This is a genomic window from Oceanithermus desulfurans (assembly GCF_014201675.1).
Lineage (GTDB): Bacteria > Deinococcota > Deinococci > Deinococcales > Marinithermaceae > Oceanithermus > Oceanithermus desulfurans.
Window position 1 is genome coordinate 33,920 of the sequence record NZ_JACHEZ010000003.1, and the last position, 15,507, is coordinate 49,426.

Annotated in this window: 18 protein-coding genes; 8 read left to right on the forward strand and 10 right to left on the reverse strand. The window is 69.8% G+C overall.

What is annotated here, in order from left to right:
- The 5 genes from HNQ05_RS04340 to HNQ05_RS04360 are packed head-to-tail and all read left to right on the forward strand — an operon-like array spanning position 1 to position 3,991.
- Positions 1 to 1,026, forward strand: a complete 1,026-nt coding sequence (locus HNQ05_RS04340; RefSeq protein WP_147147625.1) for a polyamine ABC transporter substrate-binding protein — start codon at positions 1 to 3, stop codon at positions 1,024 to 1,026.
- Positions 1,027 to 1,080: 54 nt separating this feature from the next.
- The gene (locus tag HNQ05_RS04345; protein WP_147147627.1) at positions 1,081 to 1,545 is read left to right on the forward strand and encodes a c-type cytochrome; all 465 of its coding nucleotides are present in this window, start codon (positions 1,081 to 1,083) and stop codon (positions 1,543 to 1,545) included.
- 60 nt (positions 1,546 to 1,605) lie between these two features.
- Positions 1,606 to 2,334 (forward strand): molybdate ABC transporter substrate-binding protein, encoded by a 729-nt coding sequence (gene modA, locus HNQ05_RS04350; RefSeq protein ID WP_183677617.1) that lies wholly within the window; start codon positions 1,606 to 1,608, stop codon positions 2,332 to 2,334.
- Positions 2,331 to 2,993 carry a molybdate ABC transporter permease subunit gene (modB, locus tag HNQ05_RS04355; protein WP_147147630.1) on the forward strand — a complete coding sequence of 221 codons (663 nt, stop codon included), beginning with the start codon at positions 2,331 to 2,333 and terminating at the stop codon, positions 2,991 to 2,993. The genes modA and modB overlap by 4 nt, the downstream gene beginning before the upstream one ends.
- Complete coding sequence (locus tag HNQ05_RS04360) at positions 2,960 to 3,991, forward strand: ABC transporter ATP-binding protein (RefSeq protein ID WP_147147632.1); 1,032 nt, start codon at positions 2,960 to 2,962, stop codon at positions 3,989 to 3,991. Before modB ends, HNQ05_RS04360 begins: the two co-directional genes overlap by 34 nt.
- On the opposite strand, the gene tatA is transcribed toward HNQ05_RS04360, so the two are convergent.
- From tatA to minD, 5 genes are read right to left on the reverse strand one after another with little or no spacing between them, the layout of a single operon-like run.
- Entirely contained in the window at positions 3,958 to 4,125 is a 168-nt protein-coding gene (gene tatA / locus HNQ05_RS04365) for a Sec-independent protein translocase subunit TatA (protein WP_013457610.1), read from the reverse strand. The genes HNQ05_RS04360 and tatA overlap by 34 nt on opposite strands.
- Positions 4,126 to 4,135: 10 nt before the next feature.
- Positions 4,136 to 4,906, reverse strand: a complete 771-nt coding sequence (locus HNQ05_RS04370) for a sulfite exporter TauE/SafE family protein (protein ID WP_147147635.1) — start codon at positions 4,904 to 4,906, stop codon at positions 4,136 to 4,138.
- 5 nt (positions 4,907 to 4,911) lie between these two features.
- Entirely contained in the window at positions 4,912 to 5,991 is a 1,080-nt protein-coding gene (rodA, locus tag HNQ05_RS04375) for a rod shape-determining protein RodA (protein WP_147147637.1), read from the reverse strand.
- Positions 5,988 to 6,218 carry a cell division topological specificity factor MinE gene (minE, locus tag HNQ05_RS04380; protein WP_013457607.1) on the reverse strand — a complete coding sequence of 77 codons (231 nt, stop codon included), beginning with the start codon at positions 6,216 to 6,218 and terminating at the stop codon, positions 5,988 to 5,990. Before minE ends, rodA begins: the two co-directional genes overlap by 4 nt.
- Positions 6,218 to 7,024 carry a septum site-determining protein MinD gene (gene minD, locus HNQ05_RS04385; protein WP_041554623.1) on the reverse strand — a complete coding sequence of 269 codons (807 nt, stop codon included), beginning with the start codon at positions 7,022 to 7,024 and terminating at the stop codon, positions 6,218 to 6,220. Before minD ends, minE begins: the two co-directional genes overlap by 1 nt.
- A gap of 101 nt (positions 7,025 to 7,125) precedes the next feature.
- Between minD and HNQ05_RS04390 the strand changes: the two genes are divergently transcribed.
- Positions 7,126 to 8,448 carry an acetyl ornithine aminotransferase family protein gene (locus tag HNQ05_RS04390; protein ID WP_147147639.1) on the forward strand — a complete coding sequence of 441 codons (1,323 nt, stop codon included), beginning with the start codon at positions 7,126 to 7,128 and terminating at the stop codon, positions 8,446 to 8,448.
- A gap of 57 nt (positions 8,449 to 8,505) precedes the next feature.
- Here the strand turns inward: HNQ05_RS04390 and lepB are convergent, their stop codons facing one another.
- Together lepB and HNQ05_RS04400 are read right to left on the reverse strand one after the other, a co-directional pair.
- Positions 8,506 to 9,327, reverse strand: coding sequence for a signal peptidase I (lepB, locus tag HNQ05_RS04395; RefSeq protein WP_147147641.1), 822 nt, complete (start codon positions 9,325 to 9,327; stop codon positions 8,506 to 8,508).
- Positions 9,314 to 10,120 carry a patatin-like phospholipase family protein gene (locus HNQ05_RS04400; protein WP_147147643.1) on the reverse strand — a complete coding sequence of 269 codons (807 nt, stop codon included), beginning with the start codon at positions 10,118 to 10,120 and terminating at the stop codon, positions 9,314 to 9,316. The genes lepB and HNQ05_RS04400 overlap by 14 nt, the downstream gene beginning before the upstream one ends.
- A gap of 65 nt (positions 10,121 to 10,185) precedes the next feature.
- Here HNQ05_RS04400 and HNQ05_RS04405 point away from each other — a divergent pair, with 65 nt between their 5' ends.
- A complete protein-coding gene (locus HNQ05_RS04405; RefSeq protein WP_147147645.1) occupies positions 10,186 to 10,950 on the forward strand; it encodes a serine/threonine-protein kinase in 765 nt (254 codons plus the stop codon).
- A gap of 52 nt (positions 10,951 to 11,002) precedes the next feature.
- Here the strand turns inward: HNQ05_RS04405 and HNQ05_RS04410 are convergent, their stop codons facing one another.
- The 3 genes from HNQ05_RS04410 to HNQ05_RS04420 form a co-directional block, all read right to left on the reverse strand.
- The gene (locus HNQ05_RS04410; RefSeq protein WP_147147647.1) at positions 11,003 to 12,142 is read right to left on the reverse strand and encodes a citrate synthase/methylcitrate synthase; all 1,140 of its coding nucleotides are present in this window, start codon (positions 12,140 to 12,142) and stop codon (positions 11,003 to 11,005) included.
- Between the two features lie 116 nt (positions 12,143 to 12,258).
- Positions 12,259 to 13,059, reverse strand: a complete 801-nt coding sequence (locus HNQ05_RS04415) for a HesA/MoeB/ThiF family protein (protein WP_147147648.1) — start codon at positions 13,057 to 13,059, stop codon at positions 12,259 to 12,261.
- Positions 13,046 to 13,435: a M67 family metallopeptidase gene (locus HNQ05_RS04420; RefSeq protein WP_147147650.1), complete on the reverse strand. Its 390-nt coding sequence runs from the start codon at positions 13,433 to 13,435 to the stop codon at positions 13,046 to 13,048. The genes HNQ05_RS04415 and HNQ05_RS04420 overlap by 14 nt, the downstream gene beginning before the upstream one ends.
- Before the next feature lie 99 nt (positions 13,436 to 13,534).
- Between HNQ05_RS04420 and HNQ05_RS04425 the strand changes: the two genes are divergently transcribed.
- A complete protein-coding gene (locus HNQ05_RS04425) occupies positions 13,535 to 15,502 on the forward strand; it encodes an elongation factor G (RefSeq protein WP_147147652.1) in 1,968 nt (655 codons plus the stop codon).
- The last annotated feature ends 5 nt before the right edge of the window (positions 15,503 to 15,507 follow it).

Here is a 15,507-nt window from a genome sequence, read left to right on the forward strand (position 1 = left end):
ATGAAAAGGCTCATCGCAGGACTGGGAACGTTGCTGTTGCTCGTGGGTATGGCCAAGGGGGAGCTGAGGATCTTCAACTGGTCCGACTACATCCCCGAAGAGGTGCTGGTCGAGTTCGAGAAGCGCTACGACGTACGGATCATCTACGACACCTTCGAAGCGCCCGAGGCCATGATGGCCAAGCTGCAGGCCGGCGGGGCCCGCGAGTACGACCTCGTCGTTCCCCCCGACTACTACGTGGCCGAGATGGCGCGCGCGGGGCTGATCCAGCCGCTCGACCACGGCCGCATCCCCAACCTGAAGAACCTGTATCCCGAGTTCCAGAACCCCGATTACGACCCGGGCAACCGCTACTCGGTCCCCTACCAGTGGGGCACGACGGGCATCGCCTACCGCGCCAGCGAGGTGGAGGGCGCTGTCGACTCCTGGGGGGTCTTTTTCGACCCCGCGCAGTACCAGGGCCCCTTCCTGCTGCTCGACGAGATGCGCGAGACGATCGGGGCGGCGCTCAAGTACCTGGGTTACTCGCTCAACGACACCGACCCCGCCCATCTGGAGGAGGCCAAGCAGCTGCTCATCGACGCCAAGCGCCGCGGCCTGGGCTTCGCCGGCAGCGTGGAGGGCCGCAGCCGGCTGCTGGCGGGGGACGCCGTCGTGGTGCACAACTACTCCGGCGACATCTTCCAGATCCAGGAGGAGGACGACGACATCCTCTACGTCATCCCCAAGGAAGGGGGCACGATCTGGATGGACGCGGTGGCCATGCCCGCGGGAGCTCCCCATCCGGACCTCGCCTACGCCTTCTTGAACTTCATCCTGGAACCCGAGATCGCCGCGGCCATCTCGAACTACAACTACTACGCCTCGCCGGTGCAGGCGGCGGAGCCCTACCTCGACCCCGAGCTGCTCAGCGACCCCGCCGTCTACCCCCCGCCCGAGGTGCGCGCCAAGCTCGAGTTCATCCGCGACGCCGGGGCGGCGCTCCCCCTCTTCGACCGGATCTGGACCGAGGTGAAGGCCCGGTAGCTGCGGACCGCCGCGCGGGCCGCGGGCTGATATAATCCGCCTGGAGGTGCACAAATGCGCAAATTCGTGACCGTGCTGATCGCCCTGCTGGCGCTCGCCCCGCTGGTGCTGGCCGACGGCGCCGCCGACTACGGCAAGTTCTGCGCCAGCTGCCACGGCGCCACCGGACAGGGCACCCCGGGAGTCTTCCCGCCCCTGGCCGAATGGGCCGGCCACTTCGCCCAGAACGACGAGGGCCGCGCCTACCTGGTTCACGTGATCGTCTTCGGGCTCCAGGGGCAGATCAGCGCCCAGGGCAAGGCCTACAACGGCTTCATGCCCCCCTTCGCCCAGCTCTCCAACGATCAGGTCGCGGCGATCCTGAACTACCTGCTGAGCGAGTGGAACAAGGACCTGCTGCCCAAAGACTTCCGGCCCCTGACCGCCGACGAGGTGGCCCAGCTGCGCGCCAAGGCCCTTACCCCCGCCGACGTCTTCAAGGCCCGCCAGGCCCTGGTGCAGTCGCTGGGGATCAAGTAACCCCGCCTTTCTCCGCCGCCCCCGCATCCGGGGGCGGCTTTTCTTTGTAGGATGGGCGTGATGCGACGCCTCCTGGTCGTCTTCCTGCTGCTGGGCCTGGCCCAGGCGCAACCGCTGAGGATCGCGGCGGCGGCCAACCTGAGCCCGGTGCTGCCCGAGCTGGTGGCCGCCTACGAAGCCGCGCACCCCGACGTTCAACTCGGGGTCTCCTACGGCGCCTCGGGCCAGCTCGTCGAACAGATCCGCCGCGGCGCGCCCTTCCAGGTCTTCCTCTCGGCCAGCCCCGGCTACCTGCGGCACCTCGCCGACGCCGGGGTGCGGATCTACACCGAGACGCCGTTCGCCCGGAGCCCCCTCGTCCTCTACGTGCCCTCGCGCCTGGGCGTCACCCCCACCGGCTTCGACGTTCTTGCGGATCCGCGCGTTCGCCGCGTCGCCGTGGCCAACCCCGCCTACGCCCCCTTCGGCAAGGCGGCGCTGACCGCCCTCAAACGGGCGGGCTGGTACGCGCGCGTCGAGGACAAGCTGATCTACGCCGCCAACGTCTCGCAGGCCGCGCAGATGACGGTTCAGGGGGCCGACGCCGGCTTCCTCGCCCTGGCCTCGGCGCTGCTCCCCGCGCTGCGGGAGCGGGGGGCCTACTGGCGGGTGCCCCAGGACCTCTACCCGCCGCTGCTCCAGGTCGCCGCGCAGCTCGACCCCCGCCCCGAGGCGCAGCGCTTCGTCGCCTTCCTGGGCAGCGAAGAAGCCCGCGCCATCCTGGCGCGCCACGGGTACGCGACGCCATGACCGAGGCCTTCCTGCTCTCGTTCAAGCTGGCCGCCCTTACCTCGCTCACGCTGCTCGTCCTGGGCGTTCCGCTGGCCTATGCGCTGGTCTTCAAGCGCGTGCCCGCCCGCGCCCTGGTCGAGGCCGTCTTCCTGATGCCCCTGACCCTGCCGCCCACCGTGCTGGGCTACTACCTGCTGATCCTGCTCGCTCCCGAAGGCTTTCTCGGCCGCCTCGGCCTCGACTGGGCCTTCCGCTTCGAGGGCATCTGGCTGGCCTCGGTGATCTTCAGTCTGCCGTTCGCGCTCACCGCCTACCGGGAGGCGTTCCAGGCCGTCGAACCCGAGGTGCTGGAGGTCTCCCGCACCCTCGGTCTGGGCACCTTCCGCCGCTGGCGGCGGGTTATCCTTCCCTGGATCTGGCCGGGGCTGCTCTCCGGAACGCTGCTCGCCTTCGCGCACACCCTGGGCGAGTTCGGGGTGGTGCTCATGGTCGGCGGCAACCTGCCGGGCGAGACGCGCGTGGCCAGCATCTACATCTTCGACCTCGTCCAGGCCCTCGAGTTCCAGCAGGCGGCGCGGGCGGCGCTCGTCTTCGTCGCCCTCTCCTTCGTCATGGTGCTGGCCGTACGCACACTGGAGGTCAGGTGGAGATCGATTACCGGCTCGAGCGCCCGCTGAACCTGCACGCCCGCCTGCGCGTCGAGGGGCTGACGGCGCTCTTGGGCGAGTCGGGGTCCGGGAAGACGAGCCTGCTGCGCGCCCTGGCCGGCCTGATCCGGGCCCGCGGCGAGCCCTTCGGAGGGCTGCGACCCGAGCAGCGGCGCGTCGGCTACCTGCCGCAGGGGTACGCACTGGTGCCCCACATGACCGCGCTGGAGAACGTGGCCCTGCCGCTGCGGGGGCCGGAGGCCGAGCGCGTCGCGCGGCGCTGGCTCGAACGCGTGGAGCTCGCGCACCTGGCGGGCCGCCGCCCCCACGAACTCTCCGGCGGCGAGCGCCAGCGCGTCGCCCTCGCCCGGGCGCTGGCGCTGGAGCCGCGGCTGCTGCTGCTGGACGAGCCGACGAGCGCCCTGGACGCCGCCACCCGCGAGACGACGATCGACCTGATCGACCGGATCGTGGCCGAGGTCGGGCTGCCCACCCTGCTCGTCACCCACGACCGCTACGTCGCCGGCCGCAGCCGCTCCCTGGCCGTGCTGGAGCACGGCGCCGTACGCCAGCAGGGCCCGCCCGACGAGGTCTTCGCCCGACCCGCGACCCTGGGGATCGCCCGCCTCGTGGGGTTCGCCAACGTCTTTGCCGGGAAGGTGGCCGGGCGCGAAGGGGACGGGGTCTGGATCGAAACGCGGGGGCTGCGCATCTTCGCCCCCACCGAAGCGCCGCCGCCGGTGGGGCGGCAGGTGCACTGGGGGATCCGGCCCGAAGAGGTGATGATCGTGCGCCCCGACCGGCCGCTCAGCTCACCGCTGGCCCGCAACCGGCTCGAGGTGGTCGTCCGCCGCCTGGTGAAGAAGGGCCTCGCCTACGCGGTGCGCGTCGAGGGCGCACTCGCCCTGGAGGTGCTCCTCCCCCGCCACGTACAAGACCGCCTCCGCTTGAGCGAAGGCGATCGCATCGAGGTGGCCCTCAAGCCCACCTACGTTCACTTGTTTTCTTCGGAAGGCTTCTCTTCCTGATCCTCCTTGAGCCCCTTCTTGAACTCGCTGGCCGAGCGGCCCAGGCCGCGGGCCAGTTCGGGGAGTTTTCGCGCACCGAAGAGCAGCACGATGATCAAGAGGATCAAAATGATTTCTACCGGTCCCAGGTTCATCTCTCCTCCTTTAGCGGCGGCGCAGGTAACGCAACCCCGTCCACAGCAGCACGGCCGCAAAGATCCACCTCAGTATACCTTCGGGGATGCCCAGGGCCACCTGCCCTCCCGAGAACGCCCCCAGCACGATGCCGAAGAGCAGCCCGGGGGCGATCCTGCGGTCGATGTGCCCCATGCGTCCGTGGGTGTAGGCGCCGATCAACGAGGGCAGGATCATGGCCATCAGCGCCGTCCCCTGCGCGAGCTGCTGCGGCTCGCCGGCGCCCAGGACCAGCGCGGGAACCATCACCGTTCCCCCGCCGATGCCGAGCAGTCCGGAGAGGAAGCCCGCCAGTCCGCCGGCGCCGAGCAGCACGACCCAGCTGAGCGCGCCGGCGCCGCCGGCCGCGACGTGCGGCAGCTGCTTCTTGAAGGGCAGCAGGAAGGCGGTCAGGATCAGGAAACTGCCGAAGATGCGGCGCAGGCTGCGGGCGTCGAGCTTCTGGGTGTAGCGTGCGCCCAGCCGGGCCGTCATCATCGCGGTGACGGTCAGCAGGGCGGCGGCCAGGTAGTCGACGCTGCCCCCCAGCGCGTAGCTGACGCCTCCGACGAGGGCGGTGCCCGCGACCGCCATGAGGCTGGTGCCGTGGGCGCGGTGCTGGTCGAGCCGGGCCCAGCTCACCAGCAGGGGGACCATGATCACCCCTCCGCCCAGCCCCACGAGCGCCCCGAAGCCGCCCGCCAGGAAACCGATCAGAAAACCAATCACGCCCCCTACTCTACCGCTAGCCGGGGCGCGCACCCAACCTACGCGGGTTCGTACCGGTCGCGGTAGACGAGCTGGGCGAGGCCGAGGGCCAGGTAGGTGGTGAGCAGGCTGGTCCCGCCGTAACTCATCAGGGGCAGGGTGATGCCCGTCACCGGCGCGACGCCCAGGGTGACGCCCACGTTCACCAAGAGCTGGAAGGCCAGCAGGCTCATCACCCCGGCGATCACCAGGCGGTCGCCGTCGTGGAGCACCTCCACGGCCATCACCCCCAGGCGGTAGAGCAGCGCCGCGTAGCCGAGCAGCACCGCCAGCGCGCCGACGAGCCCCATCTCCTCGGCCAGGACCGAGAAGATGAAGTCGGTATGGCGCTCGGGAACGAAGCCCAGCTGCGCCTGGGTCCCCTGACCGTACCCCTTGCCGGCGACCCCGCCGGAGCCGATCGCGATCATCGACTGGATCACTTGAAAGCCGGCCCCCAGAGGATCGCTCGCCGGGTTCAGCAGCACCAGGATGCGCTCCTGCTGGTGCGGCTTGAGGTTGGGCCAGACGACCGTCGGCACCAGCACCGCCGCCAGCAGCACGGCGACGGCGAGGTGGCGCCAGGGCAGCCCGCGGACGAAGAAGATGCCGAAGACGATGGCCGCCAGCACGAGCGCGCCGCCCAGGTCGGGCTCCACCAGGGTGAGCGCGACCGGGGGCAGGGCCAGGGCGAGGGGGAGCAGGTAGTCGCGCCAACGCTCGAGGGTGCGGCCGTGCAGGAAGCGGGCGAGCGCCAGGATCAGCGCCAGCTTGGCGAGCTCCGAGGGCTGCAGCCGCAAGGGGCCCAGCACGAACCAGGAGCGCGCCCCGTTCACCTCGCGACCGAAGAAGAGCACCGCGACGAGCAGCAGCAGGCTGAGGCCGTAGGCGACGTAGCTCAGGCGGTAGACCGTCGCCTTGCGGAAGAGCTGCAGCAGCGCCGCGGCCACGAGGGCCACCGCTGCGAAGAGCAGCTGCAGCTTCCACAGCCGCGGGTTGGGCGCAGCGCTGGCGAGCACGAAGAGGCCGGCGACGTTGAGGCCGAGCGTCAGCAGGGCCAAAGGCCAGTCGTAGAGGGTGAGGTCGAGCCTGCGGATCATGAACGAACCGGGATGTCGGCGATCAGGACCATGCGCTCTCCGCGCTGTTCGAACTCGATCTCCATCTCGCGGTCCTCGGTGGGAAAGTACTTCTGCAAGACCTTGAGCAGGTCCCGCTTCAAGGCCTCGACCTGCCCCGGGGGCAGCTTGGCGCGGTCGTAGGCGAGCACCAGCTGCAGCCGCTCCTTGGCCTTCTGCTTGCTCTTCTTGCGGCGCCACCAGAACATCAACGGCCTCCAAAGATGCGGCGCACCGTCTGCCACAACCCCGACGCCTCGTCGAGGCTGGGAAACGGCACCTCCTCGCCGCGGATGCGGCGGGCGATGTTGCGGAACTCCTCGCCGGCCGCCGAGCGTTCCTTGCGCAGCGCCACCGGCTCGCCGATGTTGGTGGAGACGAGGATGCCCTCGTCCTCGGGGACGATGCCGATCAGCCCCAGCCCCAGGATCTCGACGATGTCGTCGACCGAGAGCATGTCGCCGCGCTTGACCATCTTGGGGCGGATGCGGTTCACGATCAGCCGGTTCTCGGCCACCTCACCGGCCTCGAGCAGCCCCACGATGCGATCGGCGTCGCGCACCGAGCTGACCTCGGGGTTGACCACGACGAGCGCGCCCTCCGCCGGAGCCGCCGCGGTCTGGAAGCCGCGCTCGATGCCGGCCGGGGAGTCGATGAGCACGCGGTCGAAGCCCTCGTCCTCGATCAGGTGCTTCACCACCGCGCGGAAGATCTTGGGGTCCAGGGCCTCCTTGTCGCGCGTCTGCGAGGCCGGGAGCAGGTAGAGGTTCTCCACCCGCTTGTCGCGGATCAGCGCCTGGCGCATCTTGCAACGGCCCTCGAGCACGTCGATCAGGTCGAAGACGACGCGCCCCTCCAGCCCCATCACCACGTCGAGGTTGCGCAACCCGACGTCGACGTCGATCACGGCCACCTTCTCGCCCTCGCGCGCCAGCGCCGCGCCCACGTTGGCCGTGGTGGTGGTCTTGCCGACGCCTCCCTTCCCCGATGTCACGACGATCGCTTTAGCTTGCAACGCGCCCTCCTCCTTCATTCCATCCAAGTATAGCCGTCCGTTTTGAGGAGGTAAGGAGAATTCCGGGGATACGTCCCGGTTGCGGGCGCTAGACTGGAGGCATGAAAACCCTTCAACGTCCCGAGGTGCACACCCCGCTGCCCGGTCCCAAGGCCAAGGAAGTCCTCGCGCGCGACGAACGCGTCCTCTCGACCTCGTACGTCCGGCCCTACCCCTTCGTACCCGAGGCTGGCGAGGGCGTCTGGATACGCGACGTGGACGGCAACGTCTTCCTCGATCTGATGGCCGGCATCGCGGTGAACACCACCGGCTACGCCCACCCCCGGGTGGTCGAGGCGGTGCGTGAGCAGGCGGCGCGGTTCAGCCACGTCTGCTTCTCGGACTTCTCCTCGGAGCCGCAGGTGAGCCTGGCCGAACGGCTCGACCGGCTGGCGGGCGGAGGCTTCCGGGTCTACTTCGGCAACTCCGGCACCGAGGGCGTGGAGGCGGCCGTCAAGGTGGTGCGCTACCACACCCGCCGTCCCTACATCCTCGCCTTCACCGGCGCCTTCCACGGGCGCACCCTGGGCTCGCTCGCCCTTACCTCCTCGAACAGCAAGTACCGCAAGGGCTTCGCGCCGCTCCTGCCGGGCGTGGTGCACGTCCCCTACCCCCACCCCTACCGCCCGCCCTTCGGCGCCAAACCCGAGGACGCCGGACAGGTGGTGCTCGACTACATCGCGCACCTTTTCAAGACCAAGCTCCCGCCCGACGAGGTGGGCGCGATCTTCTTCGAGCCCATCCAGGGCGAGGGCGGCTACGTCGTGCCGCCGCAGGGGTTCCTGCCCGCGCTGCAGGAGCTGGCCCGCCGCCACGGCATCCTGCTGGTGGCCGACGAGGTGCAGACCGGAAGCGGGCGCACCGGCCGCTTCCTCGCCTCGGCGTACGAGGAGCTGGACCCCGACATCGTCATCCTTGCCAAGGGCCTGGCCTCGGGCTACCCCATCTCGGCGGTGCTCTTCAAGGAGGAGCTCTCGAGCTGGCCCCCGGGCGCCCACGGCTCCACCTTCGGGGGCAACCCCGTCGCCGCCGCGGCGGCGACGGCGACGCTCGACCTGCTCGAGGAGGGGCTGATGCAGAACGCCTACGAGGTCGGCGCCTTCCTGCGCGAGGAGCTGGCCAAGCTCCAGGCCGACTTCCCGCGGCTGGGCGACGTGCGCGGCCGCGGCCTGATGATCGGGCTCGACTTCGTGAAGGACCCCGGGACGCGCGAGGAGGACCCCGAGCTGCGCGACCGCGTGGCCGAGGCCGCCTTCGCCAAGGGCCTGCTCACCCTGCCGGCCGGCCCCTCGACGCTGCGGCTCTCGCCCCCGCTGGTGCTGAGCCGCGCGGAGGCGGCGCTGGCCGTGGAGCTGCTGGGCGAGGTGCTGCGCGAACTGGCCTAGCGCCCCGCACGAAAACGAGGGCCCGCGGACGCGGGCCCTCGTTCCACCGCCGATGGTTCAGTTGGCGGGTGCGTCGGGAACGGCCCGGAAACCCGGAGGTATGGTGAGCCGCCGCAGATTCAGCTTCCAGCGGCCGCGCTCGTCGCGGGTCACCGGCGGCCACCAGACCGCGCTGGCGCGGCCGGCGATGTTGGGGTCGGGGATGGGGCCGAAGACGCGCGAGTCCTCGGAGCCGCCCAGGGTGCGGTTGTCGCCCATCACGAAGTAGTAGCCGGGCGCCAGCCGCAGCGTGCCCACGTACTCGACGGGGCGGGCGCGGCTGGCCAGCCTGACCTCCTCGGGCACCGGCTCGAGCATGGCCAGGGCGTCGTTCAGGTAGGCCGGCAGGTTGTCGACGCGGTAGCCCTGGAAGCCCACGACCTTGCCGTCGATCACCAGCACGCGGGGAAAGCTGTCGGGGTAGGGCTGGATCTTGTCGGTGATGAACGACTCGTCCACGTAGACGCCGTTGACGACGAGCCGTCCCTCCTCGACCCGCACCGTGTCGCCCGGGCGCGCCACCAGCCGCTTGATGAAGTAGGGACGGTACTGGAAACCCAGGATGGGGAACGCGGCCACCGAGTTCGGGGCCCCAGGCGGCGGCTTGACGATCACGATCTCGCCGCGGTGCCAGGCCCGCAGCCCGAAGCGCTCGAGCCACATCTCGTACTTGGGCACGAGCACCCGTTCCCCGTGCTGCAGGGTGGGCACCATGCTGCGGCCGTAGACCTGGACCGTGGTGAAGAAGAAGGTGGTGATGACGAAGGCCACCAGCAGGGCCTCCCCCACCTGGCGGAACCACTCGTGCCAAAGGTAACGCAGGAATTCACGAACGTTCATGGATCACCTCGTCGAGAACACGCTTCGCCGCTTCGTACCCCCGCGGCCAAATCTCCTCCAGCTTACCGAAATGCTCGAGCCCGATGCCCCGCAGATCGGGCCGCACGTAGGCGTCGGGCGGGTTCATGGCCAGCCGCGCCTGGGTGAGCCGCGCCTGCATCAGGTCCACCGCGCGCCGCCCGAGCTCGAGCAGGCCCGTGGGCGGATCCTGCTCGTGGTCGGGATCGTAGGTCACGTCGACGGCCAGGATCCACTCCGAGCCCAGAAAGCGCGCGGCGTCGACCGGTAGGTTGTCGAGGACGCCGCCGTCGATCAGCTGCAGGCCGTCGCGCTCGACGGCCGAGAAGAGACCGGGGTAGGCGGCGGAGGCGAGGACAGCGCTGGGCAGGTCGCCGCGGTGCAGGTAGACGCTGCGCCCGCGGACCGCGTCGGTGGCCACGGCCGCGAAGGGGCGCTCGAGCCCCTCGAAGTCGCGCGGCAGGTAGCGCCCGAGGAAGTCGCGCAGCTTGCCCGCGGAAAGCAGCCCGCCGCCGGGGCGGAAGTTGATGAGGCGCAGCCAGCTGGTCTTGCGGGCCAGCCCCAGGATCTCGTCGGCGGGCATCCCGCTGGCCCAGAGGCTGCCGATGATCGCGCCCATGCTGGTGCCGGCCACCGCGGCCACCGGCAGGCCCGACTCCTCAACCGCCTTGAGCGCGCCGATGTGGGCGAAGCCGCGGGCGGCGCCCCCCGCCAGGGCGATCCCCCGCTGCAACGTCCGGCCTTCCTGGAATTCGGGGCGGTTCACGGCTCGCACGCACCCACTCTACCGCCGCCGGCGTGAACCGGGTGAGGCCCTTTCGAGCACGTTATAGTTGGGTTGTGGGTATCCCTGGACGGGTGCTGTTGGGCGAGTACCGGGTCGTCCGCCCCATCGCGCGCGGCGCGGTGGCGACGGTCTACCTGGCGTTCGACCGGCAGGGCCGCCCGTTCGCCGTCAAGGTCTTCCCCGAGGGGTACGAAGCGCGCGCCGACCGCGAGTGGCAGGTGGGGCGCGCCCTGGAGCACCCCAACGTCAACCCGGTGCTGCAGCGCCTCGACATCGAGGCCCACCCCGCGGTCCTCCTCGCCTACGCGCCCGGCCGCCGCCTCTCGGAAGAGCCGCCGGCGCCGGGCGAGTTCCTGGACGTCTTCCGGCAGCTGCTCGCCGCGCTCGGGCACATGCACGAGCGCGGCTACGTCCACCGCGACGTCAAGCCCGAGAACGTCATCGTCGACGCCCGGGGGCACGCCCGGCTGATCGACTTCGACCTCTCCGGCCCCAAGCGCGAGGCCACCCAGCGGCTGCGGCTGGGCACGATCGCCTACATCGCCCCCGAGCAGGTGCGCGGCGAGAACGTGACCCCGGCGACCGACGTCTACGCCGCCGGGGTGATCCTCTACTGGGGGCTGACGGGCGAGCTGCCCTACGTGGGCACCCCCCAGGTGGTGATGGAAAGCCACCTCCACGCCCCGCTGCCCGCGGCCGCGGGGCTCGAGCCCGACACCCAGCTGGGCGCCGTCCTGGGGAGGATGGTCGCCAAGGACCCCCAGGCCCGCTTCCGCGATGCCGGGGCGGTGCTCGAGGCGCTGGACGCGATCCGCTGATCCCAAGCGCAAGCGCCGCCGGCCCCAGCCGGCGGCGCTTTTTCGTGCCGGATCAGCGCTGATCGATGGGCACGTACTTGCGGTCGAGCTCGCCCACGAACTTGGCCTTGGGGCGGAGCAGGCGGTTGTCCATGCGCGCGTACTCGAGGATGTGGGCGGTCCAGCCCGAGATCCGCGCCACCGCGAAGACGGGGGTGAAGAACTCGGTGGGGATCCCCAGGTCGGAGTAGACGACGCCCGAGTAGAAGTCGACGTTGGGGTAGATGCCGCGCGGGTTGAGCACCTTGCCCGCCTCTTCTTCGACGATGGTGAGGATTTCGTACTCGGTGGACTTGCCGTGGGCCTTGGCCACGATCTCGGCGTACTTCTTGAGGATGACGGCGCGCGGGTCGAGCGCCTTGTAGACGCGGTGACCCATGCCCATGATGCGCTCTTTGTTGGCCAGCTTGCCCTGGACCCAGCCGCGGGCGGCCTCGGGCTTGCCGATCTCCTGCACCATCTTCATGACCTGCTCGTTGGCGCCGCCGTGGCGCGGGCCCTTGAGGGCGCCCACCGCCGCCACGATGGAGGAGTAGATGTCCGAGGCGGTCGAGTGCACGGCCAGGGCGGTGAAGGTGGAGGCGTTCATGCCGTGCTCGGCGTGCAGGATCAGCGCCACGTCGAGCAGCTTTTCCTGCTCGGGGCTGGGGCGCTTGCCGTTGAGCATGTAGTAGAAGTTCGCCGCGTGGGAGAGCTCGGGGTCGGGCTCGATGGGCATGTGCCCCTCACGCAGGCGCTTGATGGCGGCGGTGACGGTGGCGAACTTGGAGATCAGGCTGACGCTCTTCTCGTAGAGGCTGTCGAAGGAGGTGTCCTCCTCGGTGGGGTCGAAGAGGCCCAACTCGCTGATGGCGGTGCGCAGCGAGGCCATCGGGTGGGCCGTGCGCGGGTAGTCGGCGAACGAGGCCACCTTCTCGACCGCGATGCTGCGGTTCTTGACCAGTTTCTCCTTGAAGACCGCCAGCTCGTCGGCCGTGGGTAGTCGCTTGTGCAGCAGCAGGTAGGAGACCTCCTCGAAGCTGCTGTGCTCCGCGAGCTCTTGGATGGGGTAGCCCAGGTAGTAGAGCCTACCGTTCTGGCCGTCGATGAACGAGAGCTCGGTCTCGGTGAAAACGACGCCTTCCAATCCCCGTGCGATTTCAGCCTCTGCCATTTTGACTCCTTTCCGAGCCTGCCGCGCAGGCCCTGCCATGGCTGTTCTTCCCAAGTCTAGCACCGCCCGCAGACGGGTAAGAGGAACAACGTCCCCATCCGCATCCTTAGGGCATGCTACCGGGAAACGTTACAAAACGCCTCGTAGTCGATCAGGCCCTTCTGCGTGGGGTGGTCGCCGCAGACCGGGCAGTTCGGGTCGCGCTCGACCCTGAGCTCGCGGAATTCGGCCTCGAGTCCGTCGTAAAGGAGCAACCGGCCCGAAAGCGGGCGGCCGATCCCCAGCAGCAGCTTGAGCACCTCGGTGGCCATCAGGCTGCCGATCACCCCGGGCAGCACCCCGAAGACGCCCGCCTGGGCGCAGCTGGGCACGCTGCCCGGCTTGGGGGGCTTGGGAAAGAGGCAGCGGTAGCAGGGGCCGCCCTGGTGGTGGAAGACCGCGACCTGCCCCTCGAAACGGTGGATCGCCCCGTAGACCAGGGGCTTGTCGGCGAAGACGGCGGCGTCGCTTACCAGGTAGCGGGTGGGGAAGTTGTCGCTGGCGTCGACGACGAGGTCGTAGCCGGCGAAGAGCGCGAGCGCGTTTTCCGAGGTGAGGCGCTGCGGGTGAACCTCCACGGTGACGTGGGGGTTGAGCTCGGCGAGCCGTTCGGCGGCGACCTCGGCCTTGGGCCGCCCCACGTCGGGGGTGGCGTAGAGCACCTGCCGCTGCAGATTGCTGAGGTCGACGACGTCGTCCTCGACGATGCCGATGCGCCCCACGCCCGCCGCCGCGAGGTACATGAGCAAGGGCGAACCCAGCCCCCCGGCGCCTACGACCAGCACCGAGGCGGCCTTCAGGCGCGCCTGCCCCTCGGGACCCACCTCCGGCAGGATCATGTGCCGGGCGTAGCGATCGAGTTCTTCACGGCTCCACACGGATCTCCACCTCTTCTCCTTCGGGCAGGAGGTAGGCACGGGCGCGCCCCTCCGGCAGCCCCAGGATAACGTAGGGCACGCGCCAGCTGGCCTCGGCTCGGTCGCGCTCGCTGGGCCGCGGCCGCCCCGCCGGGTGACTGTGGTAAAGCGCCAGCACCTCGAGCCCCTCGGCGTCGGCGCGGCGGAGCGCCTGGAGCAGCTCGCCCGGATCGGCGAAGTAGTGCACCAGCGGATGCGGGCTCGCGTTGGCCAGCGGCCAGGCCGCCTCGGCGCACCCCCGCCGCCCCACGAGCAGGCCGACGGCCTCTTCCGGCGCGCGGGCGCGGGCGTCGTCCCACATCGCCCGCCAGGCTCCCTTGCGCACGCACAACCGCATGCCCCCAGCCTACCAGCGGGGACGTTTGGCCGAAGAAAACCCCGCTCGCACGCGTCGTATACTTGGTGCACGTAGGGAGGCCACGAAAGGAGGACGAACGTGATCCGTACCATCGCCTTCGCCGGACACTCCGGCAGCGGAAAAACGACCCTGGGCGAGGCGCTGCTCTACCTCACCGGGGCCAAGGAGCGGAGGGGGAGCGTGTCCGAGGGCACCACGACCTCGGACTACACCCCAGAGGAAAAGGCCCACGGCATCAGCGTACGCACGGCGGTGCTGCCCCTGGACTGGAAGGGGCACAAGTTTTTCGTGCTCGACACCCCCGGCTACCTCGACTTCATCGCCAGCATCCGCGGGGCGCTGACCGCGGCCGACGCCGCGGTGGTCACCGTGAGCGCGCCCGACGGCGTGCAGATCGGGACCGAGCGCGCCTGGACGGTGGCCGAGCGGCTGGAGCTGCCGCGCATGGTCGTGGTGACCAAGCTCGACAAGGGGGGCGACTTCTACCAGCTGCTCGAGGATCTGCGCTCGACGCTGGGCAGCATCGTCCCGGTGCACCTGCCCTGGATGGAGGGGCCTGACTGGGTGGGCCTGCTCGACGTGCTGCGGAACAAGGCGTTGCGCTACGACGGTGAGGAGTACGAAGAGCTCGAGGTTCCGTCCGAGCTGGCGGAGCAGGTGGGGACGTACCGCGAGCAGGCGATCGAGGCCATCGTGGAGACGGACGAGAACCTGCTCGAGCAGTACCTGGAGGAAGGTGAGGAACCGGCCCCCGAACAGGTGGCCAAGGCCTTCCACGAGGCCGTGCGCCAGGGGCTCGTCTACCCGGTCGCCATCGCCTCGGGCGAGACGCTGATCGGGGTGGAGCCGCTGCTCGACATCTTCCTGCAGGCCCTCCCCTCCCCCACCGAGCGCTGGGGCGAGGGGCCGCCGCTGGGCAAGGTCTTCAAGGTCCAGGTCGAACCCTTCGTGGGCAAGGTCGCCTACATCCGCCTCTACCGCGGCGAGCTGAAGCCCGGCGACGTGCTGCAGTCGGAGAAGGGACCGGTCAAGTTCAACAAGCTCTACGTTCCCCGGGGCAACGAGCTGCTCGAGGTGGACAGGGCCGAGGCCGGCTACATCCTGGCCCTGCCCAAGGCCGACCAGCTGCACCGCACCATGGCGCTGTGGGCCGAGGAGCCCGAAGAGGTGCCGATGACCAAGCTGCCCGAGCCCACCACCTTCATGGCCATCGTGCCCAAGGGCAAGGGTGACGAGGCCAAGCTGGGCGAGGCGGTGAACAAGCTGCTCGAGGAGGACCCCAGCCTGCGGCTCGAACGCAACGAGGAGACCGGGGAGATGCTGCTTTGGGGCATGGGCGACATGCACCTCGAGGTGGCCAAGGAGCGCCTGCACGACTACGGCGTCGAGGTCGAGCTGAAGCTGCCCAAGATCCCCTACCGCGAGACGATCCGCCGCAAGGCCGAGGGGCAGGGCAAGCACAAGAAGCAGACCGGCGGCCACGGCCAGTACGGCGACGTCTGGCTGCGGCTCGAGCCCGCCGAGGACTACGAGTTCGTCTGGGAGATTACCGGCGGCGTCATCCCCACCAAGTACAAGGAGGCCGTGGAAAAGGGCATCAAGGAGGCCGCCAAAAAGGGCGTGCTCGCCGGCTATCCGGTGATCGGCTTCCGCGCCGCGGTCTACGACGGTTCCCACCACTCGGTGGACTCGTCCGACCTCTCCTTCCAGATCGCCGCCTCGCTGGCCTTCAAGAAGGTGGCCGAGGCCGCGGGACCGGCCCTGCTCGAGCCCATCTACAAGCTCAAGATCATCGTCCCCCAGGACAAGATGGGCGACATTCTCTCCGACCTCCAGGGCCGCCGCGGCCGGGTGCTGGGCTCCGACATGGACGGCGCCCTCGCGGTCATCCACGCCGAGGCGCCGCTGGGCGAGATCCTGGAGTACAGCCGGGTGCTGCGCAGCCTCACCGCCGGCCAGGGGGCCTACAACCTCGAGTTCAGCCACTACGCCGAGGTGCCGCCGCAGCTGGCGCAAAAGATCGTCGAGGAAGCCAGGAGCGAGTGACCGCC

Coding starts and splice junctions, on each gene's coding strand:
- rodA (WP_147147637.1), bottom strand. CDS start 5,991: ATGATCCGCAGGCTCGACCTCACCCTCTACGACTGGCCTTTGGCCCTG.
- minE (WP_013457607.1), bottom strand. CDS start 6,218: ATGTTCTGGTGGCGCCGCAAGAAGAGCAAGCAGAAGGCCAAGGAGCGG.
- HNQ05_RS04410 (WP_147147647.1), bottom strand. CDS start 12,142: ATGGCAGAGGCTGAAATCGCACGGGGATTGGAAGGCGTCGTTTTCACC.
- HNQ05_RS04420 (WP_147147650.1), bottom strand. CDS start 13,435: ATGCGGTTGTGCGTGCGCAAGGGAGCCTGGCGGGCGATGTGGGACGAC.
- modB (WP_147147630.1), top strand. CDS start 2,331: ATGACCGAGGCCTTCCTGCTCTCGTTCAAGCTGGCCGCCCTTACCTCG.
- lepB (WP_147147641.1), bottom strand. CDS start 9,327: ATGAACGTTCGTGAATTCCTGCGTTACCTTTGGCACGAGTGGTTCCGC.
- HNQ05_RS04340 (WP_147147625.1), top strand. CDS start 1: ATGAAAAGGCTCATCGCAGGACTGGGAACGTTGCTGTTGCTCGTGGGT.
- HNQ05_RS04390 (WP_147147639.1), top strand. CDS start 7,126: ATGAAAACCCTTCAACGTCCCGAGGTGCACACCCCGCTGCCCGGTCCC.
- tatA (WP_013457610.1), bottom strand. CDS start 4,125: ATGAACCTGGGACCGGTAGAAATCATTTTGATCCTCTTGATCATCGTG.
- modA (WP_183677617.1), top strand. CDS start 1,606: ATGCGACGCCTCCTGGTCGTCTTCCTGCTGCTGGGCCTGGCCCAGGCG.
- HNQ05_RS04345 (WP_147147627.1), top strand. CDS start 1,081: ATGCGCAAATTCGTGACCGTGCTGATCGCCCTGCTGGCGCTCGCCCCG.